This window comes from Kitasatospora sp. NPDC057692, assembly GCF_042799475.1.
In the GTDB taxonomy this organism is placed as follows: domain Bacteria; phylum Actinomycetota; class Actinomycetes; order Streptomycetales; family Streptomycetaceae; genus Kitasatospora.
This window is the reverse complement of record NZ_JBHVIV010000022.1, coordinates 17,624-40,923: the sequence shown is the minus strand read 5'-3', so window position 1 is coordinate 40,923 and position 23,300 is coordinate 17,624. Positions and strand designations below refer to the sequence as shown.

The following is a 23,300-nucleotide window of genomic DNA, read 5'->3' as shown; positions in this document are numbered from 1 at the left end:
CGGGGCCGGGGCGTTCCCCTGCGCCCTCCCGGTGTCCCGTCCCCGGCCCGGGAGCACCGCCGCGACACACCACGGCACACCACAACACGCCACGAGGTCCCATGAAACGCCTACGCCCGGCAGCCGTGCTGCTGTCCGGCCTCCTGCTCTCCGCCACCCTTCCGTCGCTCGTCTCCGCGGCGGACGCCGCCGACACCCCGCCGGCCCCGGCCGCCGCCGTGACGGCCGGCCCCGGCGCGGAGGGCCCCGACCTGACCTACGCCAACCGCACCGGCCCGCCCCCCGGCATGCCCGACTGGTCGCGCGTGGGCTTCCGCGGCGGCCAGGCGCTGCCCGGCGACGGCCGGCTGACCGACGACCCCGGCTGCCGCCTCACCCCGGACGTGCTCGCCGCCAAGTACGGCGTGCGCGCGAACGACGGCGCCGACGACACCACCGGCCTGCAGCGGGCGATCGACGACGTCAAGGCGAACTGCTCGCCGAACGCCAACTTCGACCGGCTCTCGCTCGTCTCGCTGCCCGCCGGCCGGATCGACGTCACCCGGCAGATCTACGTCGACGCCGACTACCTCGTCCTGCGCGGACAGGGCTCCGGCGACGGCGGCACCCGCCTGGTGTTCCGCCCCGACGCCGACACCCGCTACGACACCCTGGTCAACGGCCGCTGGGACCAGGACAGCATGAAGGCCGGCAGCGGCAGCGACGTCGGCACCGGCGGCTGGATCTGGCCGGGCCGCGGCCTGTTCCGCGTCCAGACCCGGGACATCGCCGAGCGCTACCAGGACGACTGGGCGGCGGCCCCCGCCAACCGCAAGGACATCTTCGAGGGCAGCGTCAACCAGCACTGGGCCTCCGGAATCAAGGTCGCCGCCAAGGCGGCCGACCCCGGCTGGGCGGGCCGGCAGGGCCAGGACGTGGTGCAGCTGGACGCCAAGGCCGACATGAAGAAGTTCTCCCCGGGCGGCTACGTCTGGGTCGGCGCGGCCAACAGCGTCAAGTTCTACGAGCAGCAGGGCGTCTCCGACCGCAGCCAGATGGACAACCTCCACATGCGGCAGCAGATGTTCCGGCTCACCGCGGTCGACGGCGCCGCGAAGACGGTCACCCTGGACCGCCCGCTGGAGTGGGACCTGCCGGTCGACTCCACCTCGGACGGCTCCCCGGCGCTCGGCGACAAGCCCTACGCCAGCAAGGTCACCCCGCTGAAGGTGGTCCAGGGCGTCGGCTTCGAGGACTTCGCCTTCACCCAGGACATGAACGGCCTGCCCAAGCTCGGCGGCGGCACCTACAACCTGACCCCCGCCCAGGCCGTGCACAACTACGGCAACATGGCGCCCGAGTACGCGATGCACGGCATCGTCTTCAAGTGGGCGGCCAACGACTGGGCGCGCGGGCTGAAGGCCGAGATGACCGGCTCGCACCCGGTCGTCACCGAGGACGCCCGCAACCTCCAGATCGAGCGCAACAGCTTCGACGGCGCCTGGAACAAGGGCAAGGGCGGCAACGGCTACCTGCGCGGCAGCCGGGTCTGGGACTCGCTGTACGCCTACAACCTCAGCCGCAACCTGCGCCACTTCACCTTCCAGTGGTCGGCCAGCGGCAACGTCGCCTTCCGCAACGACCTCGACTCCGACCTCAACCTGCACGGCGGGTGGGAGCACAACAACCTGTTCGAGCAGAACACCCTGCGGGTCCCGTACGAGCACCGCTCGGGCAGCTGCGAGACCAACTGCGGCGGCGAGGGCGGCGAGATCGACGAGGGGACGTGGTACCCGGTCTGGTGGGCGGCCGGCCCCAAGGCGGTCAAGTGGTCCGGCTCCTCGGGCCCGCAGAACGTCTTCCACAACAACACCATGGTCAAGCAGACCACCCCGGGCGGCGCGTACCTGCCGTACGCGCCGTACGGCACCCAGAGCGGCACCGCCTTCCAGTTCGGCTCCGCCAACGGCGCGCCGAGCCGGTTCCAGCCGCTCGGCCAGGGCGGCCAGGCCATCCCCGACTGGGGCGGCCGGGAGACCCTCGACTACAGCGGCCAGGGCGTCGTCCCGACCGACGTCGGCAAGCGGCCGTCGCTGTTCCTGCGGGACACCGGCGGCGAGCTCGACCCCCGCACGAACAACCGCCGCACGATCGCCACCTGGAACATGCAGGGCGCGGGCACCGCCGGCGGAACGGGCGAGGACGCCGCCGCCTACGACAGCAAGTACACGCTGGGCGTGAACCAGCTGGCGCGGCAGAACCGGGCCGACGTCATCGCCCTCCAGGAGGCCGGCGCCCCGCCCAACGGCGCCACGTTCTCGCAGGACATCCCGCAGAACCCCGAGGTGTTCTTCGACTGGACCACCTACGCGCCGCCGGTCCGCGAGTACCGGTACGGGGGGACGGCCGCCAGGCCGCAGGGCTACCTGTACTGGCTGCACACGGACACCAATGCCAACAGCTCGACGGGCCGGGTCAACCTGGCCATCATGACCCGCTACCAGGTCGCGCCCCAGAACGTGTACGTCATCCCGGCGGGGTTGCACAGCGGCTCCACCGGTCGGCCCGCGCTCGGCGTCAACGTCGACGGCGTCGTGTACTTCACGGTGCACGGCCTCTCGGGGAGCGGAGGCGACGACCCCGACCTGCTGCGCAACATCCGGACGCGGATGGCCACCGCGGGCCCCAACGGGACCGCGCTGCCCTGGATCGCCCTCGGCGACTACAACCGTGCGCCGCTGCCCCCGGCCGATCCGAACGAGGCGGACAGGTCGCTGGCCACCGCGGTCGCCGGCGAGTTCACGGTGCACTCCCCGGCGCTGCCGACGCACCCGACCCTCCGGCGTCTGGGCTCGAACACCCCTGACCGCGTCCTCGACTACGCGGCCGTTCCGGTCGGCAACGCGAATCCCACCGTCCTCGGCATCAACCGGGCCGGCGGCGTGCTGCTGTCGGACCACTACCCCGTCGTGATGGAGGTCGGCAACCTGCCGAACCCGCCGCGGTCCCAGTCGGTGACGGTGCCGGTGCCGAGCCCCGCCGTGCTGCGCAACGCCGCCACCACCAACGTGGCCGCCCCCGGCAGCAGCACCCACGCGGTCAGCGACCAGCCGATCAACCCGGCCGCCATCCAGGGGCAGGCGTTCAGCCTGTCGCCCGACCCGGAGTACCCCGGCTTCTACCGCCTCTTCCACGCCAACGTGCCCTTCGCCGGCCGCTACCTCGGCCAGGAGGGCGGAGCCCGCGACGCGCGGACGGTGCTGTGGCCGAACCCGGCGCTCGACCAGCTCTGGCAGCCGGTCCCCCAGGGAGACGGCACCTGGACCCTGCAGAACTACGTCACCCGCCAGTTCCTCACGGACCTCGGCCCGGGCCTCGGCGTCGTGGGCCTCGACCAGAACGGCTCGGCCGCCCAGCGCTGGTTCCTCCAGGACCCCCAGGAGAGCACCAGGCTCACCGAGATCGTCGCGACGGACGCCGGGGGGTCGGCCCCGACCCTCTCGGTCGACGACCTGGAGACCGCGCCCTACCCGGTCTTCCTGGCGGCGGACACGCACGGGAGCAACCAGCGGTTCAGCACCATCTCCGCAGGACCGGACGGCGACGACAACTGCTCCTACCTCGTCTACGGCCGGCAGTACGTCAACTCCACGGCGGCCCACCCCGGGACCCCGGAGAACGGCGCCCCCGTCACCATGGGCGCCTACCGCCCCAACGACAACGGCTACCTGTGGTGCAGGACCAACGACGGCCCGAACGGGACGCTGCTGTCCAACTTCTCCAGCCCCTACGAACACCTCGACCTGACCCGCAGCACCCTGGTCAACACGGTCACCGTCACCCTCCCCGGAGCCGCGACCGCCAGGCTCCACTGGCAGTTCCGCACGGTCACCCAGTGACCGGGTAGCCGCCCCGTGCCGGACGGCCGGCCGATCCCCGGATCGGCCGGCCGTCCGCCGTGGGCACGAAGGTCGCCCGCAGGGCTGTCGGCCGTCACCCACGACGTGCACAATCAGCCGTATGGCGATCAACGCGGGCGTTCCACCCACGCGAGGCACGCCCGGCGGCCTCGCCCTGGGCCTCCTGACGGGCGGGGTGGTCGGGGCGTCACTGACCGCCTTCATCGGCGGGTGCGCCACCGCGAAGACCCCGCTGATCGTCCTCGGCCTGGTCCTGCCCACGGTCTTCGGCCTGCTCTACTACCTCGGTACCCTGCCGCGCCGGGCCCGCGAACGGGCCGTCGCGCCGTGCACGGCGGTGGCGGTGATCGAGAATCTGCAGGCCCTCGGGGGCGAGGACAGCGACGTCCCGGTGCGGTTCGAACTGACCGTCGCGCCGGACGACGCACCCGCGTACCGCGTCGAGTTCCGGCAGGCCGTCAACCTGGTCGAGCTTCCCGACTACCGGCCTCGCGGGATCGTGGTCGTCGAGTACCCACCGGACCGGCCGTGGAAGGTGCGGATCGTCAAACGGCCGACACCGGTGTGGCAGGAGCGGGCGGCCCGCGCCGTCCTGGAATCCGCGCCGGGACCGGCCATGAAGGAGGACCCCCTGCGCGGCTGCGCCGGCGGGCTCCTCACCCTGCTCGGCCTGCTGCTCGGCACCGGCGCCGTCCTCCTGCTGTTCCGCGCCGACCTGTTCGGCCCCGACGCGGACGGCGCCGCCCCGAAGACGTCCGTCACCTCCTCGTCGAGCTTCTCGTCCACCTTCTCGTCGACCACGACCACGGTGACGTCGGCGAACGGAACGGTCGCCCTCGGTCCTGGCCGGTCCATGCTCGACCAGGGCGAACTGCGCAGGTCCGTCGAGTCGTTGACGCAGGGTGCCGACCACCGCCAGGCGCTCACCGTGGTCGTGCAGGACCGCCTGCTGACGGTCGTCTACTCCCCGGCCGGCACGGGCGCCGCCGGATTCGACCCGCGTACGCTGCCCTTCGACCGCGTCGCCGCGCTGGTCGAGGAGGCCAGGACCACCCTGGGCGTCGACTCCCCGCGGAGCTGGCAGCTGACCGCCGACGGCCTCACCGGTTCCCCCACGCTCAGGATCACCGTCACCGGCGAGCGCGGCACGGGGGTCCTGGAGGCGGACGGGCAGGGCAAGGTGCTGCGGCGCAACGGCGGTTGACCGGACCGGCTGTCGGCCACCGGGTGGAGGAGGGCACATGGGTTGGCACGGCTCACTGGTGCTGTGGTGTGCGGTGTGGGGCGTGGCGGCGCTGGTCTGGTTCGGCATGTCGCTGGCCGGCGTGACCGCGGCGCAGCGGACGGTCCGGCTCACGGGGCGGATCGAGCAGGTGCGGCCGCCCCGGCACGGCGGGTCCCGGGCCGGCGGCATATCGGTGGTGGTCTCCTACCGCGACCCGGCCTCCGGTCAGGACGTCACCGTGACGAACGACGGCGAGCGCGGCGAGCTGATCACCGCCGCGTGGGAGGGCCGGGAGATCGGGGTCAGCCACCCGCGGGGCCGACCGCACGCCTACCGGTTCTCCAACGCCCCCGAGCCGCGCACGCGCGGGCTGGGCCGGGCCGGCTGCGCGGTCTTCCTGGTGTACGCCGGGCTGGTGGCCCTGACCGCGGTCGACCGGGGATGGCCGTGGGCGCTGATCGGCTCCGGCGGACCGGCGGCGGTCCTCGGCGCCGTCCAACTGCCCCGGGCGGTACGGGACAGGAACGGCCGCCTCGCCAGGCTGGCCGCCATGGAGGCCGTGCCGGGCCGGGTCGTCGCCGTCCTGCGGGACGTCAGCGTCGACCAGGACGACGGCCACGTCAGGACCACGATCACCCCGGTCCTCTCGTTCACCACCCGCGCGGGCACCGCCGTCACGGCCCACTGCACGGCGGGCCTCCCGGACCCGGCCGGCGCGTACGGCCGTGACGTCACCGTCCACTGCACCGCCGCCGACCCGGCCGAGTTCACGCTGGACCGCTCGGCCGGGGAGCGCTCGGAGAAGTGGGACGTGATCCTCCACGTGCTGGCGGTCGCCGTCCTCGCGGCCGTCGCCGTGGCGGGAGCGGTGCTCCTGCGGGTCTGAGGAGCGGGACCGCCCCCGGCCGGGTCAGCCGGTCAGGGCGTCCTCCAGCCAGGGGACGATCACGGCCGTCGCCTCGTCGAAGCGGGAGATGGCGCAGTGGCCGGTGTCCGGGATCAGGACGACCCGGGTGTCCCGGCGGCCCTCGAACACCGTGGTGTCCTCCAGCGGGACGTGCACGTCCTCGGTGCCGTTGACCACCAGCATCGGCCCGTTGAGGTCCCGGTCCAGCAGTGGCCGCAGGTCGAAGGAGGCGAAGGCCCGCGCCAGCTCTGCCCCGCTCGGCATGGCGTCGAAGCCCAGGGCGTTGCCGACGATGCCGTCCATGCCGAAGGCGAAGCCGCGGCCGGCGGCGAACGACCGCTCCACCGGGCCGCCGAGCACCACCGAGGCGTCCACCGCCCCGGTCAGTCCGGTCCGGGCGGAGTAGTAGCCGCCCATCGAGATGCCGAAGTGGCCGACCTTCCCGTTGCCGAGCGCGCGGGCGAAGGCGATCAGGCCCTCGACCACCTCGGCGCCACCGTCCGGGGTCATCGGCAGGTGGGAGGTCTCGCCGGTGCCGGCGAGGTCGAACAGCAGCAGCCGGGCCGGCAGGGCGAGCGCGAGCTGCTGCCACATGCCGTGCAGGTCGGTCTTCCAGGAGTCCACCCCGCCGCTGGCCAGCACCACCGGGGCGTCGGCGGGCAGGCCGGGGGCGGCCATCAGGTGGACCGGCAGGACGGCCTCACCGCCGCGGTACGGGACGGTCAGGGTGCGGCGCTCGAACTCCACCGGGAAGCCGGGCACGGCGAGTACGTACTGCTCGACCTGGCGGGCCAGCGCGGTGCGCTTCGGCTCGTCGGCGAGCGAGGGGAACTTGGCCCAGCCGTACGCCTGCGCGGCCAGGCGGTGGCGCCCCGCCGCGGCGTGCCGGGCGGCGAGGGCGGACCACTCGTGCACCCAGCCGCCGGGCCGGTCGGGCCACATCTCGGTGACGGCGGCGCGGACCGCGTCCACCTCGTCGACGGGAAGGCCGAGGGTCATCTGCGGGTAGCGCTCGACGAACAGGTCCCGGGGGTCCTGGGGCCAGGTGAAGGACATGGTGGTGCCTCCTGGTGTTCTTAAAGCCTGGACTCTTGCTTTAGCAACCATGCGCCCGGACAGCACGCAAACGCAAGTGCTACTGCGTTAAAGTGGCGGCCGAGGTGATCGACACATGACCGAGGAAGAAGCGGAGCCGATCCGCCGCCGCCCGGGCGGCCGGGCCGCACGCGTCCGCCAGGCCGTGCTGGCGGCCACCATGGACCTGCTGGCCGAGGAGGGCATCACCCGGCTCACCGTCGCCGGGGTCGCGGCCCGCGCCGGGGTCAACGAGACGACGGTGTACCGGCGTTGGGGCAGCCGGGAGAAGCTCGTGCTGGACGCCATGCTGGCCGGCAGCACCGAGGGCATCCCCGTCCCGGACACCGGAGCCGTCCGCACCGACCTGGCCGCCTTCGCCCGCACGCTGGCCGAGTACCTCGCCACCCCGGCCGGCCGCGCGGTCGCCCGGGCGGCCGCGCTGAGCTCGGACGACCCCGGCCTCGCCGAGGCCTGGCAGGCGTTCTGGCAGTCCCGCCTCGACCAGGCCGGCGCCGTCGTCACCCGGGCCGTCGAACGCGGCGAGCTCCCGGCGGGCACCGACACGGCCCTGGCGCTGGAACTGCTCTGCTCCCCGCTCCAGACCCGCGCCCTGCTCGGCCACCGCCCGGTCGCCCAACCGGACCTGCCGGAGCGCCTGGCGGACCTGGTGCTGGACGGGCTGCGGGGCGGGCGTCAGGGGCCGCCCGCCTCCCCTCACTCGTTCGGGTGTAGCTGACCGCCCCTCGGTTTCCGCCTTCCCGCTCGGGTCGATGATCCGCCTGGACGGCGCCCCATCGGGCGCACCGACCTTCCAGGGAAGGGGAGTTCATATGACTGCCGAGGGTGGAGAGCCGGTCGCGGCGATCACCGACGCGACACTCGCCGACATCGCCGCGAACGGCGTCTGGCGCGGTGCGAGCCTCGACATCAACCCGGCGGTGCTCGCCCTCACCCGGGCGCTGCTCGCGGCCCTCCAGGGCACGGCCCCGGCCGCCACGCTCCCCGAGGAGCTGCGGAAGCTGGTGGAGCAGATCCTGCGGGAGGCCGGGGTCACCTTCCCACGCATTCCCGTGACGGAGGAGATCAGCCTCTCCGCTTTCGCGATCCGGCAGAAGACCTCGGAGCCGCGCCCGGTCGTCATCGTGCCCGCCGGCTGGAACCCCTACGGCTGGCTGCCGTTCCTGGTCGGCTACCTCTCCCTGGCCGCACGCGGCTACCACGTGCTCGCCTACACCCCCCGGGGGTTCGGTGCGCCGGGCGAGCTCTACAGCTCCAACGGGCTCATCGACGTCGCCGGACCGGTCGACCGGGCGGACGGCTCGCTGGTGATCGACCACGCGGAGGGGCTGTTCTCGCCGAACAAGGTCGGCTTCCTGGGCCTGTCCTACGGCTCCGGGATCAGCCAGCTGGTCGCCGCGCACGACCCCCAGGACCGGGTCGCCGCCGTGGTCGCGCTGAGCACCTGGGGCAACCTCGCCACCAGCCTCTACGACAACGGCACCCGGCACCTGAAGGCCGTCGAGCTGCTGATCAGGTTCACCGGGGCCGAGGAGGGCAGGGAGCACGAGAGGTTCGACGAGGAGACCTGGCGCATCCTCCAGAACTTCCTGAAGGGGGAGGAGATGGAGGAGGTGGTGGCCTGGGGCACCCGGCGTTCCCCCGAGACCTTCGTCGGCCGCACCAACGACCGGAACATCCCGACCTTCTACTCGAACACCTGGCACGAGAGCCTGTTCCCGGCCGGCGAGGCGATCGCCACCTTCGAGCAGCTCACCGTCCCCAAGCACCTGAACCTGTGGATCGGCGACCACGGCGCCCCCGAAGGCCTCGGCTTCACCGGCTTCCCGGGCGGCGCGCCCTTCGTCGGCGCGCTGACACCGACCCTGGAGGCCTTCACCTGGCTCGACCACCACCTGCTCGGCAAACCCACCGAGGTGCCGACCTGGCCGGTGGTCAACAGCCAGGTCATGTTCACCTACGAGACCGCCCCGGCCATCGGCGGCGGCCGGCGGATCACCAAGGCGGCCCGGCGCGAACCGCTCGACTCCTGGTCCGGGGCCACCTTCGACACCGAGGCGTGGTTCCTGGGCGGCGGCAACGGCAACGGCGACGGCACCCTGTCCGACAAGCCGTCCGCTGGCTGGAGCCGCCCGTTCACCGCCGGGACCGAGACCGGCGCCACCGCGATGGACGACATCATGGAGACCGGGCAGGCCGAGTGGTTCGGCAACCCCAAGGCCTACGACCCGGCCGGCTTCGAGCGCGACCGACTGCTGGTCTGGACGACCGAGCCGCTGGCGGGCGGGCGCCGCATCCGCGGCGCCGCCCGGCTCCGGCTCGCCGTGGGCACCGACCAGGGCGACGCCGCGTCCCTGGTCGCCTACCTCTTCGACCTCGATCCGGACGGCTCCGCCCGGATCATCACCCACGAGCCCAAGACCGTCACCGGTCTGAGCGCCGGCACGGAGCGGACCGTCGACTGGACGCTCCAGCCCGCCGCCTACGACCTGCGCGACGGCCACCGCCTCGCCCTGGTCGTCAACAGTCGCGACCGGCTCTACTCCTTCGTCGGCACCGAGGGCAGCACCACCAGGACCACCGTCGGCTCGCTGAGCCGCGAGGAGGCCCTGCTGCAGCTGCCGCTCGGCTGAGCCGCCCCGCCGGGAGGCGGAGAGCGGTCGGTCGGTCCGGGGACCGGCCGGCCGCTCTCCGCGCGGTCAGCCCGCGAACCCCGGCACCACCAGGCCGGACTCGTAGGCGATCACCACGGCGTGGGTCCGGTTCTGCGCGCCGAGCTTGGTCAGCACGTTGCCGACGTGCGTCTTCACCGTCTCCAGGCTCACCACCAGCGACTGCGCGATCTCCGGGTTGGACAGGCCGGTGGCCATCAGCCGCAGCACCTCCTCCTCCCGCCCCGTCAGCGCCGCCCTCGGCAGCGCCTCGGCGGAGTCCAGCGGGCGGGCGGCGACCATCCGGCGCAGCGCCGCCGGGAAGAGGATCGCCTCCCCCGCGGCCACCACCCGCACCGCCTCCGCGATCTGCCGGACCGGGAGCCGCTTGAGCACGAAGCCGCTCGCTCCGGCGCCGAGTGCGGCGGTGACGTAGCCGTCGTTCTCGAAGGTGGTGATCACCACGACCTTCGGCGGTTCGGCAGACCGGTCGGCCAGCAGCTGCCGGGTGGCCTCGATCCCATTGAGGCGCGGCATCCGCACGTCCATCAGGACCACGTCCGGCCGCAGCAGCCGCGCCCGCTCGACCGCCTCGACGCCGTCGGCGGCCTCCCCGACCACGGTGATCCCCGGCTGCGCCGCGAGCAGCGTGCGCAGACCGCTGCGGGTCACCTCGTCGTCGTCCGCGATCAGCAGCTCGACGGCGGCGGCGGGAGTCACACCGCCGCCCGGACCGGCAGTCGGACCGCCAGCCGCCAGTGCTGCGGCCCGTCCGGGCCGGCCTCGAACTCGCCGTGCAGCAACCGCACCCGTTCGGCCAGCCCGGGCAGGCCGTGCCCGGACGTCGGGAAGGCACTCATGACCGGCCCGACCGCCGTCCGATTGACCACCCTGAGCTCCAGCGCGTCCGGCGACGCCACCACCCCGACCTCGATCGGACCGCCCGCCCCGTGCCGCAGGGCGTTGGTCAGCCCCTCCTGGAGGATCCGGTACGCGGCCCGGGAAACCGTCCCCTGCACCTGCGCCAACTCGCCCGAAACGACCGGCTCCACCACCGCGCCCGCATGCCGCAGCCGCTCCAGCAGTTCGGGCAGGTCGGCCAGGGTGCGGACCGGCGCCGTCCCCGCCTGCTCCTCGCGCAGCACACCCAGCACGTAGTCCAGGTCCTCCAGCGCGGCCCGGGCCGACTCCTCGATGCTGCGCATGGCGGCCCGCGCCGCCGCCGGGTCGGCGGAGAGCACCTCGCCCGCCACCGCGGCCTGGATGGTGGCCGCCGTCAGGGTGTGTCCGATCGAGTCGTGCAACTCCTGGGCCAGCCGGTTGCGTTCGGCCAGCAGCAGCTCCCGTTCGGCCGCCAGCGCCAGCCGCTCGGCCGCCGACGGTCCCAGCAACCGGGGCGCCGACCACCGCAGCGCGCCCGTCACCAGCGCGCACACCACCGCCGCCAGCAGCACGCAGCCGACTCCCACCGGCCAGCTCCACCAGCTGTCCGCGAGATCCACCGACCGGTCGAACAGGTTCAGCCGGGCGCTGCCGCCGAGCCAACTCCCCGGCAGCGACAGGCCCAGGAGCAGCAGCAGACCGGCCAGCAGCGCTCCCGACCACCCCAGTCCCGCGTGCAGCAGCAACCAGAGCGGAGTCCGCAGCCGGTCCGCGGCGGACCGCCGGCCGGCCGCCGGATCCGCCAGCGGCACCCTCAGCAGGCGGCGGGCGGAGACGATCAGCACCCGCCGGGTGGTGCGGGTCAGACCGACCAGACCGATCAGCAGTGCCCAGGCCAGCAGGGTCAGCCCCGCCTGCACCGCGTACGGAGCGGAACCCCACAGCAGCGCCGGCAGCACGGCGAACGGCAGCAGCGGAAGGCTCGCCAACGCGCCGCCGAAGGCGAACAGCACACCCGTGTACGTGGAGCCGCTCAGCAGCGGCCGGATTCCCCTGATCATGATCGCCAGTATGGGCGGGCGGCCCGGCGGCGGCCTCCCCCGATCGAGGGATCCACGCTTCCCGCTATTCCGCGATGCGCCCCGCGGGCCTCGGATCCCATGATCGTGTCGCTACCACTTCTCCCAGCGATTCCTCAGGAGTTGACCCATGCGTGAGCAGTCGAAGCCCAGGCTTCGTTCCCGGTCGGCCGCAGTTGCGATGGCTGTCGCCGCCATGACGGCGGGCGTCCTCGCGTCGCCCGCCGCATCCGCCGCCGCCCGGCCCGACACCGTCCAGCGGGGTCTTGACGCGCTGGTGCGTGACGACGGCCTGCCCGCCGCGCTGGCGAGCGTCAAGGACCGTACCGGCCGCACCCGCACCTACACGGCGGGGGTCGGCGACCTGGCCACCGGCGCGAAGGTGCCCGGGGACGGCCAGGTCCGGATCGGCAGCAACACCAAGACGTTCACCGCGGTGGTCGCGTTGCAGCTGGTGGGCGAGGGGAGGATCGGTCTCGACGAGCCGGTCGAGACCTACCTGCCGGGCCTCGTGCGCGGGGAGGGGATCGACGGACGCGGCATCACCGTCCGCCAGCTCCTCCAGCACACCAGCGGACTGCCCGAGTACGAGGGCGACATCAGCGAGGCGGACATCCGCAACCGGTACTTCGAACCGCGCGACATCCTGGACGTCGCCTTCCGGCACAAGGCCGACTTCGACCCCGGGGCGAAGTTCGCGTACAGCAGCACCAACTACGTGCTGGTCGGCCTGATCATCCAGAAGGTCACCGGCCGCCCCCTCGCCGAGGAGATCGGGCGGCGGATCCTCCAGCCCCTCGGGCTGCGGCACACCTCCTTCCCCGCCGCCGGCGACCGGAGCATCCGGGAGCCCCACCCGAAGGGGTACACCCGGGAGTCGGCGAGCGAGCCCCTGCGCGACATCACGGAACTCGACCCGTCCGCGGCCTGGGCGGCGGGCCAGATGATCTCCACCAACGCCGACCTCAACCGGTTCTTCTCCGAGCTCCTGGCCGGCCGCCTCCTCCCGGCGGCGCAGCTCGCCCAGATGCGCACCACCGTGCCCATCGGCGACAGCGGCGCCGGCTACGGGCTGGGCATCATCAGCAGGCCCCTGTCGTGCGGCGGCGCCTACTGGGGCCACGGCGGCGACATCCCCGGCTACGAGACCCGGGGCGGGGTGACCGAGGACGGCCGCGCCGCCAACATCACGGTGACGAGCATCCCCGTGGACGGGGCCACCACGAAGCACCTGGAGAGCGTCGTGGACACGGCCCTCTGCCGCTGAGAAACAGAACGGCCGGTCGATCCGAAGATCGACCGGCCGTTCCCTGTGTGCGCGAGGGGGGAGTTGAACCCCCACGCCCTTTCGGGCACTGGAACCTGAATCCAGCGCGTCTGCCTATTCCGCCACCCGCGCAACTGGGTGATGGGTAAATAGTAGCCCATCACCAGGGGTGGTCCTGACCAACGGGGAGGGAGCCGTCCCGGAGGGAGATGAGGAAGGACTGCCAGGAGGTGGAGGGGAAGAGGAGGACCTGCCCGGAGGGGTCCTTGGAGTCACGCCGGGCTGCAGCGCCACAACGACCCGGGCGTCGGACAGGTCGTCTGACTCAAGACCGGATCCCGGCCCGGCTACAGCACGCTCATCACGGCGACCCGGGACCTGTCCCGCACCCTCGTCCACTCGGTGAACGCGCTCGACGCCAAGGGCGCGGGCATGAATCCGGTCGGCGAGCGCATCATCCGGGCCGCCTTCACGCCGCCCGACGGCCGTTAGGCTCGATCGACCAACTACACGTGGAGGCACCGTTGTTGCGAGGTAGGCCCCCGAAGGACTTCCGCATGCCCACGGACCGGGAGACGGCGCTGGCGTTCGGCGAGCCGGTGGCCGTCCTGCGCGACGCGCCCGCCGACTGGCCTCTCGCGATGGGGCGACACGGTTCCGACGAGGGCCTCCTCCAGGTCGAGCTCACCTATCACCTGCCGGACAACGAGCCGGTGGCCGCGGTGTCCACGTCCAGGCAACTCATCGACCCGGTAACCGCGTTGTGGAACTTCCTGGCCAACAGCGAGCGCCGCACGGACGGTCTCACCGCCGACCCGCCCCACCTCGGCCGGGACATCCGCCTGGACTCGCTGCTGATCCCCGTGCACGTCCATCACCACCTGGACTGCTTCACCGCCCGCCTCCCCCGGCTCCCCCACGACACCGGCTGCGTCGTGGTGACCGGGCTGACGGCCTACTGGCCCGTGCTCTCCGCCCTGGTGATGCGCGAGCCGGCCGACTTCCCGGACAGCCACCTCCACAGCCGATAGCCGCGGGCCCCCTGGGCGGCGCACCCATTCGCGGGTATCCGCATCGCCCGCTCGGCGCGCGCGGATTGCGGCCGCTCCCACCGGCGGAGAAGTTGTGTTCGGGGCACCGAAGCCCCTGACACCCACCCCTTAGGAGTCACCATGCGACGCCTCACGACCGTCCTCGGCGCACTGGCCGCCGCCGGGGCGATGGCCCTGACCCTGCCGGGCACGGCCCTCGCCGCCACCGGGAAGCTCGTCATCGCGCCCAGCACCGTCATCACCGACCCGAGCGGCTGTTACAACTCGTCGATCGTTCCGCTCATCGTGTTCAACGAGACCGACGGGACCGCCCTCGTCTACAGCGGTCCGAACTGCACCGGCAGCGTGATCGCGGTCGTTCCCCCCGGCGGCGGCACGACCCAGGAGTTCGGCTCCTCCGTGTTCGTCAGGTGACCTCGGCTGCGCAGGAAGCCGGCCCGGCCGACTCTCCGCGCGGCCGCCGTCCCGTGCTCAGGCACCGGCGGCCGCCTCCAGGGTGGCGCGCCACTTCGGGCTGTCCACGTAGTGGTTGTCGTACAGCTCGGAGGAGTCCTTGATCTCCTGCGGGCTCGCCTCGCCCCGCATCACCCGGCCGAGCAGGCGCAGGTAGTCGAAGCGCGGCATGCCCGGGGTGAAGACGAACAGGACGTCGGCCTCGGAGCCGGGGGCGGCGGCGAAGGCGTGCGGGGTGTGCGGAGGGACGAGCAGGAGGTCGCCGGCGCCGAGCAGTTCGACCTCGTCGTCCAGCAGGACCTGGAGCGAGCCGCCGATCACGAAGAACAGCTCGGAGGCCCGGGTGTGGAAGTGGGCCGGAGCACCGACCGCGCCCTTGGCGAAGGTGGAGCGGTAGCTGGTGATCGGGCTGCCGCCGGTTCCGCAGTCGGCGAGCAGGGTCATCACGCTGCTCGGGTCACTGGTGGTCTCGGCGGTGGCGGCGCGGGTCAGCAGCGGCTTCAGCGGTGCGGCGTTCACGGTGGTCTCCCCGGTCTCGGGTGGTCCCGGCTTCCCCTGCCGCGACCTTGTGATGATCACTCTAGGGACTCGATCGACCCTTCCCGAGGTGCATTTCCCCCTCGGAATCATGGGTCAATTTCCGGCCCGGCAGGGGTGGCGGGGCGTGCCGCACCGTCGGCCCGCGCCCGGAACGCCCGAGGGCCGCACCTCGCCGACGCGGGGTGCGGCCCTCGGGGAAGCGCTGCCGTCAGGCGGCGGCCAGGCGCTCCGCCGCCGCGTCCAGACGGGCCAGGGTCCGCTCGCGGCCCAGCACCTCCAGCGACTCGAACAGCGGCAGACCCACCGTGCGGCCGGTGACCGCGACCCGGATCGGCGCCTGCGCCTTGCCCAGCTTCAGCCCGTGCTCGGCTGCCACGGCCTCCAGCTCCTCCTTCAGTGCGGCGGCCTCGAAGGCCTCCACGGCGGCGAGCTTCTCGCGGGCGGTGCGCAGCAGGGCCAGCGCGACGTCCTTGTTCTTCATCGCCTTCGCCCAGGACGCCTCGTCCTGGACCGGCTCGGCCAGGAACAGGAAGTCGACCTGCTCGACGATCTCGCCCAGCACCGCGATCCGGGACTGCGCGAGCGGCGCCAGCTCGGCGTAGGCCGCGGCGTCGAAGGACTCGGCCGGCCACGGCGCCCGGTCGGCGGCCAGGTACGGCGCGGTCGCGGCGATGAACTCCTCGACCGACAGCGCGCGGATGTACTCGCCGTTGAACGAGCGCAGCTTCTGCACGTCGAAGAAGGCCGAGGCGGCGTTCACCTCCGAGATCCGGAACAGCTGCTCCAGCTCGGCGTACGGGCGGATCTCGACGTCGTCCTTCGGGCCCCAGCCCAGCAGCATCAGGTAGTTCACCATCGCCTCGGGCAGGTAGCCCTCGGCCAGGTAGTCCTCCAGCGCCACCTTGTCGCGGCGCTTGGACAGCTTCTGCCGCTTCTCGTTGACGATCACCGGCAGGTGCGCCCAGACCGGCGGGGTGGCGCCGAGCGCCTCCCACAGCAGCTGCTGCTTCGGGGTGTTCGACAGGTGCTCCTCGCCGCGGATGACCTCGGTGACGCCCTGCTCCAGGTCGTCGACCACGTTGGCCAGCAGGAACACCGGGCTGCCGTCGCCGCGGGCGATCACGAAGTCCTCGATCGCGGAGTTCGGGAAGGCCGGCTCGCCGCGGATGAGGTCCACCACGACGGTGGTGCCCTCGTCCGGGGTGCGGAAGCGCAGCGCGCGGCCCTCGGCGTACTCCAGGCCCCGCTCGCGGCAGAAGCCGTCGTAGCCGGTCTGGGCGGAGCCGGAGCGCTCGGCGGCCTGCTCGCGGGTGCAGTCGCAGTAGTAGGCGCGGCCGGCCGCGTACAGCTTCTCGGCGGCGGCGCGGTGGCTGTCGGCGTTGGCGGACTGGAAGTACGGGCCCTCGAAGCCCGGGTCGCCCTCGTGGATGCCGATCGCGGCGAGGGCGCTGATGATGCCGTCGGTCCACTCGGGCTTGTTGCGGGCCGCGTCGGTGTCCTCGATCCGCAGGACGAAGACACCGCCCTGCTGTCGTGCCGTCGCCCAGTTGTACAGCGCCGAGCGGGCACCGCCGACGTGGAACATGCCGGTGGGGCTCGGAGCGAAACGGACGCGGAGGGGACGGGATACCGAGGTCATGAAACCCAAGGGTATCGGGCCGGGGCGGGGTGCCCGGCACGCCCACCCCCGTCCCGCCCCCGCGGCACGACCCCCTGCGCGGCGTCCGGGGCGATCGCCCGCCACGCCGGACAGCCCCCTACGGCGCTTGGTCGGACTCCCGTCCGGACGCCACCGGCTCCCGGCCGCGGAAGGCGCGGCGGTACTCGCGGGGAGGGATGCCGAGGCGGGCGGTGAAGGGCGGGCGGAGGGAGACGGCGGAGGAGAAGCCGCAGCGGGTGGCGACCGCGTCGACCGGGAGGTCGGTGTCCTCCAGGAGGCGCTGCGCGGTGAGGATCCGCTGGTCGAGGAGCCAGCGCAGCGGGGTGGTGCCGGTGCCGGCGGTGAAGCGGCGGGCGAAGGTGCGTTCGGACATCACCGCGAGGGCGGCCATCCGGCGGACGGTCCAGGGGGTGTCCAGGGCGGCGAGGACCTCGGTGCGGACGCGGGCGAGCGGATCGTCGGTGTCGGTGGGCCGCGGGACCGGGGAGGGGATGAACTGGGCCTGGCCGCCGGAGCGGAACGGTGCGGTGACCATGGCGCGGGCGATGGCGGCGGCCGCCCGCTCGCCGTGGGCGGCGCGGACCAGGTGCAGGCAGAGGTCGATGCCGGCCGCCACCCCGGCCGAGGTCCAGAGCCGGTCCTCGCCGGTGAACAGCACCTCGGGGCGGACGTCCACCGCCGGGAACCGGCGGGCCAGGAGGTCGGTGAAGGCCCAGTGGGTGGTGGCGGTGCGGCCGTCCAGGAGGCCGGCCCCGGCGAGCAGGAAGGCGCCCGCGCAGAGCGAGGCGAGGGTGACGCCCCGCTCGTGGGCGGTGCGCAGCGCGGCGAGGACGGCGGGGTCCCCGGGCTCGTCGGGCCGCTCCGTGCCGGGCACGACGACCAGGTCGCAGTCGGCCAGCGCGTCCAGCCCGAAGTCCGGGACGCGCTCCAGCCCGCCGCCGAACCGGACCCGGGCGCCGGCCGGTCCGCAGATCCGCAGATCGAACGCGGGCAGGCCGGGGCGGCTCTCCCGGTTGGCCCAGACCTCGCCGATCACGGCGTAGTCGAAGGCCCGGACACCGTCGAAGATCACGCATCCCACCGTCCGCATGGGCAGGATGGTAGTGGCGGGATCGTATCGATGGGTGGCTCCACTGCCGCTCACGGGGCGGCCCGGGCCCGCCGCAGGATGGACGCATGACGAACACCAGCGCCCTCGACGCCCCGCTCACCATCGACTCCGACGCCGTCCTGGTCGTCATCGACGTCCAGAAGGGCTTCGAGGACACCGCGTTCTGGGGCGGACGCGACAACCCCGGTGCCGAGCAGCGGATCGGCGAACTGATCGACGTGTGGCAGGCCACCGGACGGCCGGTGGTGACCGTGCAGCACGCCTCCCCCTCCGGCCCGCTCGCGACCGGCACCCCCGGCTACGAGCTGAAGGACTTCGTCGCGGCGATCACGCCCGACCTGCACATCACCAAGACCGTGAACAGCGCCTTCTACGGCACCCCGGACCTGCACGCCTGGCTCCAGGAGCGGGGTGCCCGGCAGGTGGTGATCACCGGGATCATCACCAACGTGTGCAACGAGACCACGGCCCGGATGGCGGGCAACCTCGGCTACGACGCGGTCTTCCCGATCGACGCCATGCACGCCTTCGACCTGACCGGCCCGGACGGCGTGACCGTCCCCGCCGCCGAACTCGCCCGCGCCACGGCGACGGTGCTGCACGCGATGCGGTTCGCCAAGGTGGTGACCGCCGAGGCCGTGGCCACGGCGGCGAAGACCGGCGAGCCGGCCGCCGTCAGCTGGTCCTGACCCGGCCGGGGCCGACCGCGGCCGCACCCGCCGGGAAGGCCTCGGCGAGAAAGGCCTCCCAGCTGCGGGCGCCCCGGTCGGCCCCGGGCGCGGCCAGGTTGACGCCCTCCCGGTAGCAGCGGCCCACCTTGCCGGGGACGCGCAGCGGCAGCGCCGGGCGGCGCCTGCCGGCGGCCGCCAGGTAGTCGCGGGTCAGGTCGCCGAGCGAGCGCACGGCCGGGCCGGCGAGGTCCGTGACCGCTCCGGCGGGGGCGTCCAGGGCCAGTCGGACCAGGCGCTCGGCGACGTCCCGGGCGTCCACCGGCTCCCAGCGGATCCCGTCGATCACCGGGACGACGGGCAGCTTGGCCATCGCGGCGGCCGTCTTGAGCGTCAGGTCGTGGAACTGGGCGGCGCGCAGCGTGGTGAAGGGGATGCCCGAGCCGGCGACGATCCGCTCGGCGGCGTGCTTGGCCCGGAAGTAGCCCAGCGGCACCAGGTCGGCGGCGATCACCGAGATGTAGACGAGGTGCCGCACCCCGGCCCGGCGGGCGGCGTCGACCAGGGTGCGGGTGGTGGCCTCGTCGTGCTTGGCGTCTCCCGCCAGGTGCAGGACCACCTCGACACCGGCCAGGGCCGCGTCCACGCCCTCCCCGGTCAGCAGGTCGCCGGCCGCGTACGCGACGCCGTCGGCGGCCGGGCGGGGCTTGCGGGTGAGCACCCGGACCTCCCGGCCCGCCGCGCGCCGCAGCAGCGGCACCACGTGCCGGCCGAGGGTGCCGGTGCCGCCGGTCACCAGGACGGGGGCGCCGCTCGCGTTCGGGTTCGGGTTCGGGTTCGGGTTCGTCATGATCGTCTCTCCTTCGCCGGCCGGAGGCCGGGCCTCCGGTGGAGCCGCTAGGTTTCGTGGTTCCGGAGCTTTGACTGACGGCGACGAAGGAATGTGACACGGGTGGAAGAGAAAGATCCGGCCGCCGGATCCGCGGACCTGTTCGAGGCGCACCGGCCGCACCTGCGGGCCGTCGCCTACCGGATGCTCGGCTCGCTCGCCGAGGCGGAGGACGCCGTCCAGGACACCTGGCTGCGCTACGACCGCACCGACACCGCCGAGGTGGAGAACCTGGGCGGCTGGCTGACCACGGTGATCGGGCGGCTCTGCCTCACCCAGCTGCGCTCGCGCGCGCAGCGCCGTGAGGAGTCCTTCGAGTCGCGGACCGAGGCGGGCGGCGAGGAGCCGCCGCCGCGGATACCGGACCCGCTGATCGGGCGGGCGGACGCGCCGGACCCGGAGCAGGAGGTGCTGCTCGCCGACTCGGTCGGGCTGGCGCTGATGGTGGTGCTGGAGTCGCTCTCCCCCGCCGAGCGGGTCTCCTTCGTGCTGCACGACATGTTCGCCGTGCCCTTCGAGGAGATCGCCCCGCTGATCGAGAAGACGGCGGCCGCGACCCGCCAGCTGGCCAGCCGGGCCCGCCGCAAGGTGCAGGGCCGGGCGCCCGCGCCGGACCGGGACCTCGCGCGCCAGCGGGTGGCCGTCGACGCGTTCTTCGCCGCCACCCGCACCGGGGACCTCGACGCGCTGCTCGTCGTCCTCGACCCGGAGGTCGTGCTGCGGGCCGACGGCGACGCCGGCCGGGAGCGGCGTCCGGTGCTGCTCCGGGGCGCCCGGACGGTCGCGGGGCAGGCGGTCATGTTCCGCGGCCTGTCGCCGTACGCGCGCCCGGCGCTGATCAACGGCGCGGCGGGCGTGGTGGTGATCGGCGCCAACGGCCGACCGGTGTCGATCATGGCGTTCACCGTGGTGGACGGCGTGATCACGGCGATCGACGTGCTCAGCGACCCGGACCGGCTGGCCGCGCTCGACCTCGCGGCGTTCGCGGACTGAGCGGGGCCGCCGCGCCGGGACGACGGCCGCCCCCGCGCACCGGCCAGGTGCGCGGGGGCGGCCGGGCCTCAGCCCTTCTTGGAGATGAAGTCGTACGCGCCGGCCGCGACGTCGTCCAGGTACGGACCGGCCTGGAACTTCGGGTCGCCGGTGTGCTTGCCGACCGAGACGTTGCTGACCAGCGCCGGCTTGCCGTCCTTCACCGCCAGCCAGCCGCCGCCGCTGGAACCGCCGGTCATGGTGCAGCCGATGGCGAGCATCGGCGGGCGGGCCGGATCGTACGACAGCCGGGTCGGCCTGCCGCTCTCGCAGCGGTTGAGCTCCATGCCGTCGAACGGCGGGGCCGCCGGGTAGCCGTACTCGGTGATGCCCAGCTGGTCGCGCGGGGCGTTGAACCAGACCGGCACCGCGCCGCCGACCGCCTCCTCCAGCGACTTGCCGCCGTCGGCGGGCTGCACGCGGATGACCGCGAAGTCGTAGTGGGTGGCCGGGGAGCCGCCGTCGCCGCCCTCGGCCTTCCACTGCGGGGAGGTCACCGCCTGGGTGGCGTTCCAGACGCCGAACGGCGCGTACTGGGCCTCCTCGGCCTGCTTGCCGCCGCTCAGCGCGCCGGTGCTGTTGAACGCCGGGATGAAGGAGATGTTGCTGTAGTACGTGCCGCCCTTGCCCTGGTGGACGCAGTGGCCCGCGGTCCACACCAGGTTGCTCTTGCCGGGGTGGGCCGGGTCGGCGACCACGGTGGCGGAGCACTGGTAGTGGTTGAGCCCGGCGGCGGCGTCGGCGCCGCTGCCCGGCTTGTCGGCGAACACCTTCCCGTGCACGCCCGGCTTGGTGTACGGGTGCGGCAGCGGCTGGGCGTTGACGGTCCTGGGCAGCGGGTCGTTGCCGTTGTCGGCGGGCTGGGCCGGCGGCTGGGTGGGCTGGGCCGACGGCTGCGCCGGGGCCTGCGACGGCTGGGCGGGCTGCGCCGGCTGCGCGGGCGGCTGCGCCGGGGCCTGCGAGGCCGGCTGCTGCGTGCCGGACGGCTTCGGCGGCGCGGGCGGCGGCGTCGGGTGGCCCGGCTGCGTCGGCTGGCCCACCGGCGGCTTGCCGCTCGGGGCGGATGCCGGCGCGGACGGTGCACCGGGCTGGGTCGGCCCGCCCGGCTGCGCCGACGGCTGGGCGGGCGGGGCCGCGGGCGGCGCCGGCGGCGCGAGGGGCTCGTCGGGCTTGGCCTTGAGCAGCTTGTCCAGCGTCCAGAAGCCCTTGGCGGCGGCCGGGAGGGCGTAGTCCTTCGCCCACTTCTCCCAGTCCTCGAACTTCCACTTCTTCAGATCGTCGAGGTTGGCCGGCAGTCCGAGGTTCGGCGCCGCACCGGCGCCCGGCGCCGCGGTCGCGGCGGAGTCGGCCGAGCTGTTGTCGGGCCCGCAGGCGGCGGTGGTGAGCAGCGTCAGCGCGAGCGCCGAGGCCCCCAGGGCCGTCCGGGCGGTGCGCACGCCGCGACGGCGGCCAACATTTCTGTCAGACGATGACATGACCTTCTGTTCCCCCTGTGTGAAAAAACCCGGCGCCGCCGGAGCGGCGCCGGGAACTGCGCGGGGGAGTATTCCACTGTCCGTCAGCCGCGCGCCCACCCACCCCCGTCAGCGGCCGACCGAACCGTCCAGCCGCTCACGGAGGATGTCGGCGTGACCGGCGTGCCGGCCGGTCTCCTCGATCATGTGCACCAGCAGCCAACGCATCGACGGCGCCTCGGCGTTGGGGCGCAGCGAGCGCGCTCCGGGGCGGTCGATGCGGTCGGCCGCCGAGGCGATCACCGCGTTGGCGCGGGCGATCGCCGCCCGGTACGCGGCGACCGACTCCGCCACCGTCTCGTCGCCCGGAGAGGGCGCGTCGTCGTCCCACAGCTCGACGTCGTCGCCCCGGTAGGCCCAGAGGAACCAGTTGAGTTCGACGGCGGTGAGGTGGCGCACCAGCCAGAGCAGGCTGGTCCCGGAGGCGACGCCGGGCCGCCGGGCGTCCTCGTCGGAGAGCCCCTCGGTCTTGGCGATCACGCAGGTGCGCAGGTAGTCGAGGAAGGAGAGCAGCGTGCTGTGCTCGTCGGCGTTGATCCCCGGCGGACGCAGATCGGTACGCCCGCGCGCGGTGTCGGCGGTGTCATCGGTCACGCCCGCCAGCGTAGGACCCGCCCCCGGCCTCCGGCCAGGTCCGCTCGGGTTCGGCCGAATTCAGTCGCCTCCGATAAACCTGTATCGACCACAAATTGATGAACAATCATGCAAAAGCCCGGGTATCCCGCCGACGATCCCGCTGCTAGCGTTCCGGCCCGAGGACGTGGCCGCGCTCTCCGTACGAAGCATCCGCCCAACGGACACACCCGACGGAAAGAGACGGACCCGTTCCATGACGAAGAAGCTTCTCGGCGTCCTGACGCCCATTGCCGCCGTCGCGGCCACCCTGCTCCCCGTGTCGCCCGCCGCCGCGAGCGGCGACAGCGTGATCAACCCTCCCGGCCACTACGGCCTGGCCACCTGGGTCTCGGCGCCCCGCTGCCTGGTGGTGCTGGCCAACGGCAGCCGGGGCTCCCTCGCCACACTGACCCAGTGCGGCAACTACGACGACCAGAGCTGGTCCGTCCCCGCGGCGAACACGACGGGCGAGATCCGCAACAAGTTCTTCGGCAGCAACGGCTGTCTGACCGTCCAGACGAACAACCCGGGCGCCCAGGCCTTCGTGTACACCTGCACCGGGCTGGCGGACCAGCAGTGGTCGGCCATCCCGGTGCCGGGCGGCAACGGCTCGGTCTGGTACCAGAAGGCGGGCACCACCCAGTGCCTGGTGGTCCAGGGCAACACCGAGGGAGCGGTCGCGATGCAGTACGACTGCGGCTACTACAAGGACCAGTACTGGCAGGCCTGATCGGGCGGCCCGGTAGGCGCAGCCCGGGAAT

General features: G+C 73.3%; 20 protein-coding genes, 1 tRNA gene and 1 pseudogene. 11 read left to right on the top strand and 11 right to left on the bottom strand.

Annotation, left to right across the window (positions count from 1 at the left end; translation table 11 throughout):
• Positions 1–101: 101 nt before the first annotated feature.
• From ACFVFS_RS15140 to ACFVFS_RS15130, 3 genes are all read left to right on the top strand, one after another.
• A complete protein-coding gene (locus ACFVFS_RS15140; protein ID WP_380624110.1) occupies positions 102–3,878 on the top strand; it encodes an endonuclease/exonuclease/phosphatase family protein in 3,777 nt (1,258 codons plus the stop codon).
• A gap of 121 nt (positions 3,879–3,999) precedes the next feature.
• Positions 4,000–5,103 (top strand): hypothetical protein, encoded by a 1,104-nt coding sequence (locus ACFVFS_RS15135; protein WP_380624108.1) that lies wholly within the window; start codon positions 4,000–4,002, stop codon positions 5,101–5,103.
• A 37-nt stretch (positions 5,104–5,140) separates the two neighbouring features.
• Entirely contained in the window at positions 5,141–6,010 is an 870-nt protein-coding gene (locus tag ACFVFS_RS15130) for a DUF3592 domain-containing protein (protein WP_380624106.1), read from the top strand.
• A gap of 24 nt (positions 6,011–6,034) precedes the next feature.
• Here ACFVFS_RS15130 and ACFVFS_RS15125 read toward each other — a convergent pair whose 3' ends face one another.
• A complete protein-coding gene (locus ACFVFS_RS15125; protein ID WP_380624104.1) occupies positions 6,035–7,087 on the bottom strand; it encodes an alpha/beta fold hydrolase in 1,053 nt (350 codons plus the stop codon).
• Between the two features lie 115 nt (positions 7,088–7,202).
• Here ACFVFS_RS15125 and ACFVFS_RS15120 point away from each other — a divergent pair, with 115 nt between their 5' ends.
• Together ACFVFS_RS15120 and ACFVFS_RS15115 are read left to right on the top strand one after the other, a co-directional pair.
• Positions 7,203–7,844 carry a TetR/AcrR family transcriptional regulator gene (locus ACFVFS_RS15120; RefSeq protein ID WP_380624102.1) on the top strand — a complete coding sequence of 214 codons (642 nt, stop codon included), beginning with the start codon at positions 7,203–7,205 and terminating at the stop codon, positions 7,842–7,844.
• Between the two features lie 94 nt (positions 7,845–7,938).
• The gene (locus ACFVFS_RS15115) at positions 7,939–9,759 is read left to right on the top strand and encodes a CocE/NonD family hydrolase (protein WP_380624101.1); all 1,821 of its coding nucleotides are present in this window, start codon (positions 7,939–7,941) and stop codon (positions 9,757–9,759) included.
• Positions 9,760–9,825: 66 nt separating this feature from the next.
• On the opposite strand, the gene ACFVFS_RS15110 is transcribed toward ACFVFS_RS15115, so the two are convergent.
• Together ACFVFS_RS15110 and ACFVFS_RS15105 are read right to left on the bottom strand one after the other, a co-directional pair.
• Positions 9,826–10,497 (bottom strand): response regulator, encoded by a 672-nt coding sequence (locus ACFVFS_RS15110; RefSeq protein WP_380624099.1) that lies wholly within the window; start codon positions 10,495–10,497, stop codon positions 9,826–9,828.
• Positions 10,494–11,720: a sensor histidine kinase gene (locus tag ACFVFS_RS15105; RefSeq protein ID WP_380624097.1), complete on the bottom strand. Its 1,227-nt coding sequence runs from the start codon at positions 11,718–11,720 to the stop codon at positions 10,494–10,496. The genes ACFVFS_RS15110 and ACFVFS_RS15105 overlap by 4 nt, the downstream gene beginning before the upstream one ends.
• Before the next feature lie 148 nt (positions 11,721–11,868).
• Between ACFVFS_RS15105 and ACFVFS_RS15100 the strand changes: the two genes are divergently transcribed.
• The gene (locus ACFVFS_RS15100) at positions 11,869–13,005 is read left to right on the top strand and encodes a serine hydrolase domain-containing protein (protein WP_380624095.1); all 1,137 of its coding nucleotides are present in this window, start codon (positions 11,869–11,871) and stop codon (positions 13,003–13,005) included.
• 48 nt (positions 13,006–13,053) lie between these two features.
• Here the strand turns inward: ACFVFS_RS15100 and ACFVFS_RS15095 are convergent.
• Together ACFVFS_RS15095 and ACFVFS_RS15090 are read right to left on the bottom strand one after the other, a co-directional pair.
• Positions 13,054–13,137: transfer RNA gene (locus ACFVFS_RS15095), tRNA-Leu, on the bottom strand.
• A 28-nt stretch (positions 13,138–13,165) separates the two neighbouring features.
• A pseudogene (locus ACFVFS_RS15090) lies at positions 13,166–13,279 on the bottom strand (DUF397 domain-containing protein); the annotation flags it as partial.
• A gap of 283 nt (positions 13,280–13,562) precedes the next feature.
• Between ACFVFS_RS15090 and ACFVFS_RS15085 the strand changes: the two are divergent.
• Complete coding sequence (locus ACFVFS_RS15085; protein ID WP_380624092.1) at positions 13,563–14,036, top strand: hypothetical protein; 474 nt, start codon at positions 13,563–13,565, stop codon at positions 14,034–14,036.
• 141 nt (positions 14,037–14,177) lie between these two features.
• Positions 14,178–14,471, top strand: coding sequence for a hypothetical protein (locus tag ACFVFS_RS15080; RefSeq protein ID WP_380624090.1), 294 nt, complete (start codon positions 14,178–14,180; stop codon positions 14,469–14,471).
• Between the two features lie 57 nt (positions 14,472–14,528).
• Here the strand turns inward: ACFVFS_RS15080 and ACFVFS_RS15075 are convergent, their stop codons facing one another.
• The 3 genes from ACFVFS_RS15075 to ACFVFS_RS15065 all read right to left on the bottom strand — a co-directional run bounded on the left by ACFVFS_RS15075 (position 14,529) and on the right by ACFVFS_RS15065 (position 17,800).
• Positions 14,529–15,029, bottom strand: a complete 501-nt coding sequence (locus tag ACFVFS_RS15075) for a cupin domain-containing protein (protein WP_380624088.1) — start codon at positions 15,027–15,029, stop codon at positions 14,529–14,531.
• Between the two features lie 229 nt (positions 15,030–15,258).
• Entirely contained in the window at positions 15,259–16,635 is a 1,377-nt protein-coding gene (gene gltX, locus ACFVFS_RS15070; protein ID WP_376096730.1) for a glutamate--tRNA ligase, read from the bottom strand.
• 172 nt (positions 16,636–16,807) lie between these two features.
• Positions 16,808–17,800 carry a GlxA family transcriptional regulator gene (locus ACFVFS_RS15065; RefSeq protein WP_380624086.1) on the bottom strand — a complete coding sequence of 331 codons (993 nt, stop codon included), beginning with the start codon at positions 17,798–17,800 and terminating at the stop codon, positions 16,808–16,810.
• A gap of 86 nt (positions 17,801–17,886) precedes the next feature.
• Between ACFVFS_RS15065 and ACFVFS_RS15060 the strand changes: the two genes are divergently transcribed.
• A complete protein-coding gene (locus ACFVFS_RS15060) occupies positions 17,887–18,510 on the top strand; it encodes a cysteine hydrolase family protein (RefSeq protein WP_380624084.1) in 624 nt (207 codons plus the stop codon).
• Here ACFVFS_RS15060 and ACFVFS_RS15055 read toward each other — a convergent pair.
• A complete protein-coding gene (locus ACFVFS_RS15055) occupies positions 18,497–19,339 on the bottom strand; it encodes an SDR family oxidoreductase (RefSeq protein WP_380624082.1) in 843 nt (280 codons plus the stop codon). The genes ACFVFS_RS15060 and ACFVFS_RS15055 overlap by 14 nt on opposite strands.
• 102 nt (positions 19,340–19,441) lie before the next feature.
• Here ACFVFS_RS15055 and ACFVFS_RS15050 point away from each other — a divergent pair, with 102 nt between their 5' ends.
• Positions 19,442–20,371, top strand: coding sequence for a sigma-70 family RNA polymerase sigma factor (locus ACFVFS_RS15050; protein WP_380624080.1), 930 nt, complete (start codon positions 19,442–19,444; stop codon positions 20,369–20,371).
• Positions 20,372–20,439: 68 nt separating this feature from the next.
• On the opposite strand, the gene ACFVFS_RS15045 is transcribed toward ACFVFS_RS15050, so the two are convergent.
• Positions 20,440–21,846, bottom strand: coding sequence for a trypsin-like serine peptidase (locus ACFVFS_RS15045; RefSeq protein WP_380624078.1), 1,407 nt, complete (start codon positions 21,844–21,846; stop codon positions 20,440–20,442).
• 147 nt (positions 21,847–21,993) lie between these two features.
• Complete coding sequence (locus tag ACFVFS_RS15040) at positions 21,994–22,518, bottom strand: DinB family protein (RefSeq protein ID WP_380624075.1); 525 nt, start codon at positions 22,516–22,518, stop codon at positions 21,994–21,996.
• A 235-nt stretch (positions 22,519–22,753) separates the two neighbouring features.
• Between ACFVFS_RS15040 and ACFVFS_RS15035 the strand changes: the two genes are divergently transcribed.
• A complete protein-coding gene (locus ACFVFS_RS15035; RefSeq protein ID WP_380624073.1) occupies positions 22,754–23,269 on the top strand; it encodes an RICIN domain-containing protein in 516 nt (171 codons plus the stop codon).
• The last annotated feature ends 31 nt before the right edge of the window (positions 23,270–23,300 follow it).

Coding starts and splice junctions, on each gene's coding strand:
- ACFVFS_RS15135 (WP_380624108.1), top strand. CDS start 4,000: ATGGCGATCAACGCGGGCGTTCCACCCACGCGAGGCACGCCCGGCGGC.
- ACFVFS_RS15140 (WP_380624110.1), top strand. CDS start 102: ATGAAACGCCTACGCCCGGCAGCCGTGCTGCTGTCCGGCCTCCTGCTC.
- ACFVFS_RS15055 (WP_380624082.1), bottom strand. CDS start 19,339: ATGACGAACCCGAACCCGAACCCGAACCCGAACGCGAGCGGCGCCCCC.
- ACFVFS_RS15100 (WP_380624095.1), top strand. CDS start 11,869: ATGCGTGAGCAGTCGAAGCCCAGGCTTCGTTCCCGGTCGGCCGCAGTT.
- ACFVFS_RS15120 (WP_380624102.1), top strand. CDS start 7,203: ATGACCGAGGAAGAAGCGGAGCCGATCCGCCGCCGCCCGGGCGGCCGG.
- ACFVFS_RS15130 (WP_380624106.1), top strand. CDS start 5,141: ATGGGTTGGCACGGCTCACTGGTGCTGTGGTGTGCGGTGTGGGGCGTG.
- ACFVFS_RS15115 (WP_380624101.1), top strand. CDS start 7,939: ATGACTGCCGAGGGTGGAGAGCCGGTCGCGGCGATCACCGACGCGACA.
- ACFVFS_RS15125 (WP_380624104.1), bottom strand. CDS start 7,087: ATGTCCTTCACCTGGCCCCAGGACCCCCGGGACCTGTTCGTCGAGCGC.
- gltX (WP_376096730.1), bottom strand. CDS start 16,635: ATGTTCCACGTCGGCGGTGCCCGCTCGGCGCTGTACAACTGGGCGACG.
- ACFVFS_RS15080 (WP_380624090.1), top strand. CDS start 14,178: ATGCGACGCCTCACGACCGTCCTCGGCGCACTGGCCGCCGCCGGGGCG.
- ACFVFS_RS15105 (WP_380624097.1), bottom strand. CDS start 11,720: ATGATCAGGGGAATCCGGCCGCTGCTGAGCGGCTCCACGTACACGGGT.
- ACFVFS_RS15060 (WP_380624084.1), top strand. CDS start 17,887: ATGACGAACACCAGCGCCCTCGACGCCCCGCTCACCATCGACTCCGAC.
- ACFVFS_RS15035 (WP_380624073.1), top strand. CDS start 22,754: ATGACGAAGAAGCTTCTCGGCGTCCTGACGCCCATTGCCGCCGTCGCG.
- ACFVFS_RS15065 (WP_380624086.1), bottom strand. CDS start 17,800: ATGCGGACGGTGGGATGCGTGATCTTCGACGGTGTCCGGGCCTTCGAC.
- ACFVFS_RS15085 (WP_380624092.1), top strand. CDS start 13,563: ATGCCCACGGACCGGGAGACGGCGCTGGCGTTCGGCGAGCCGGTGGCC.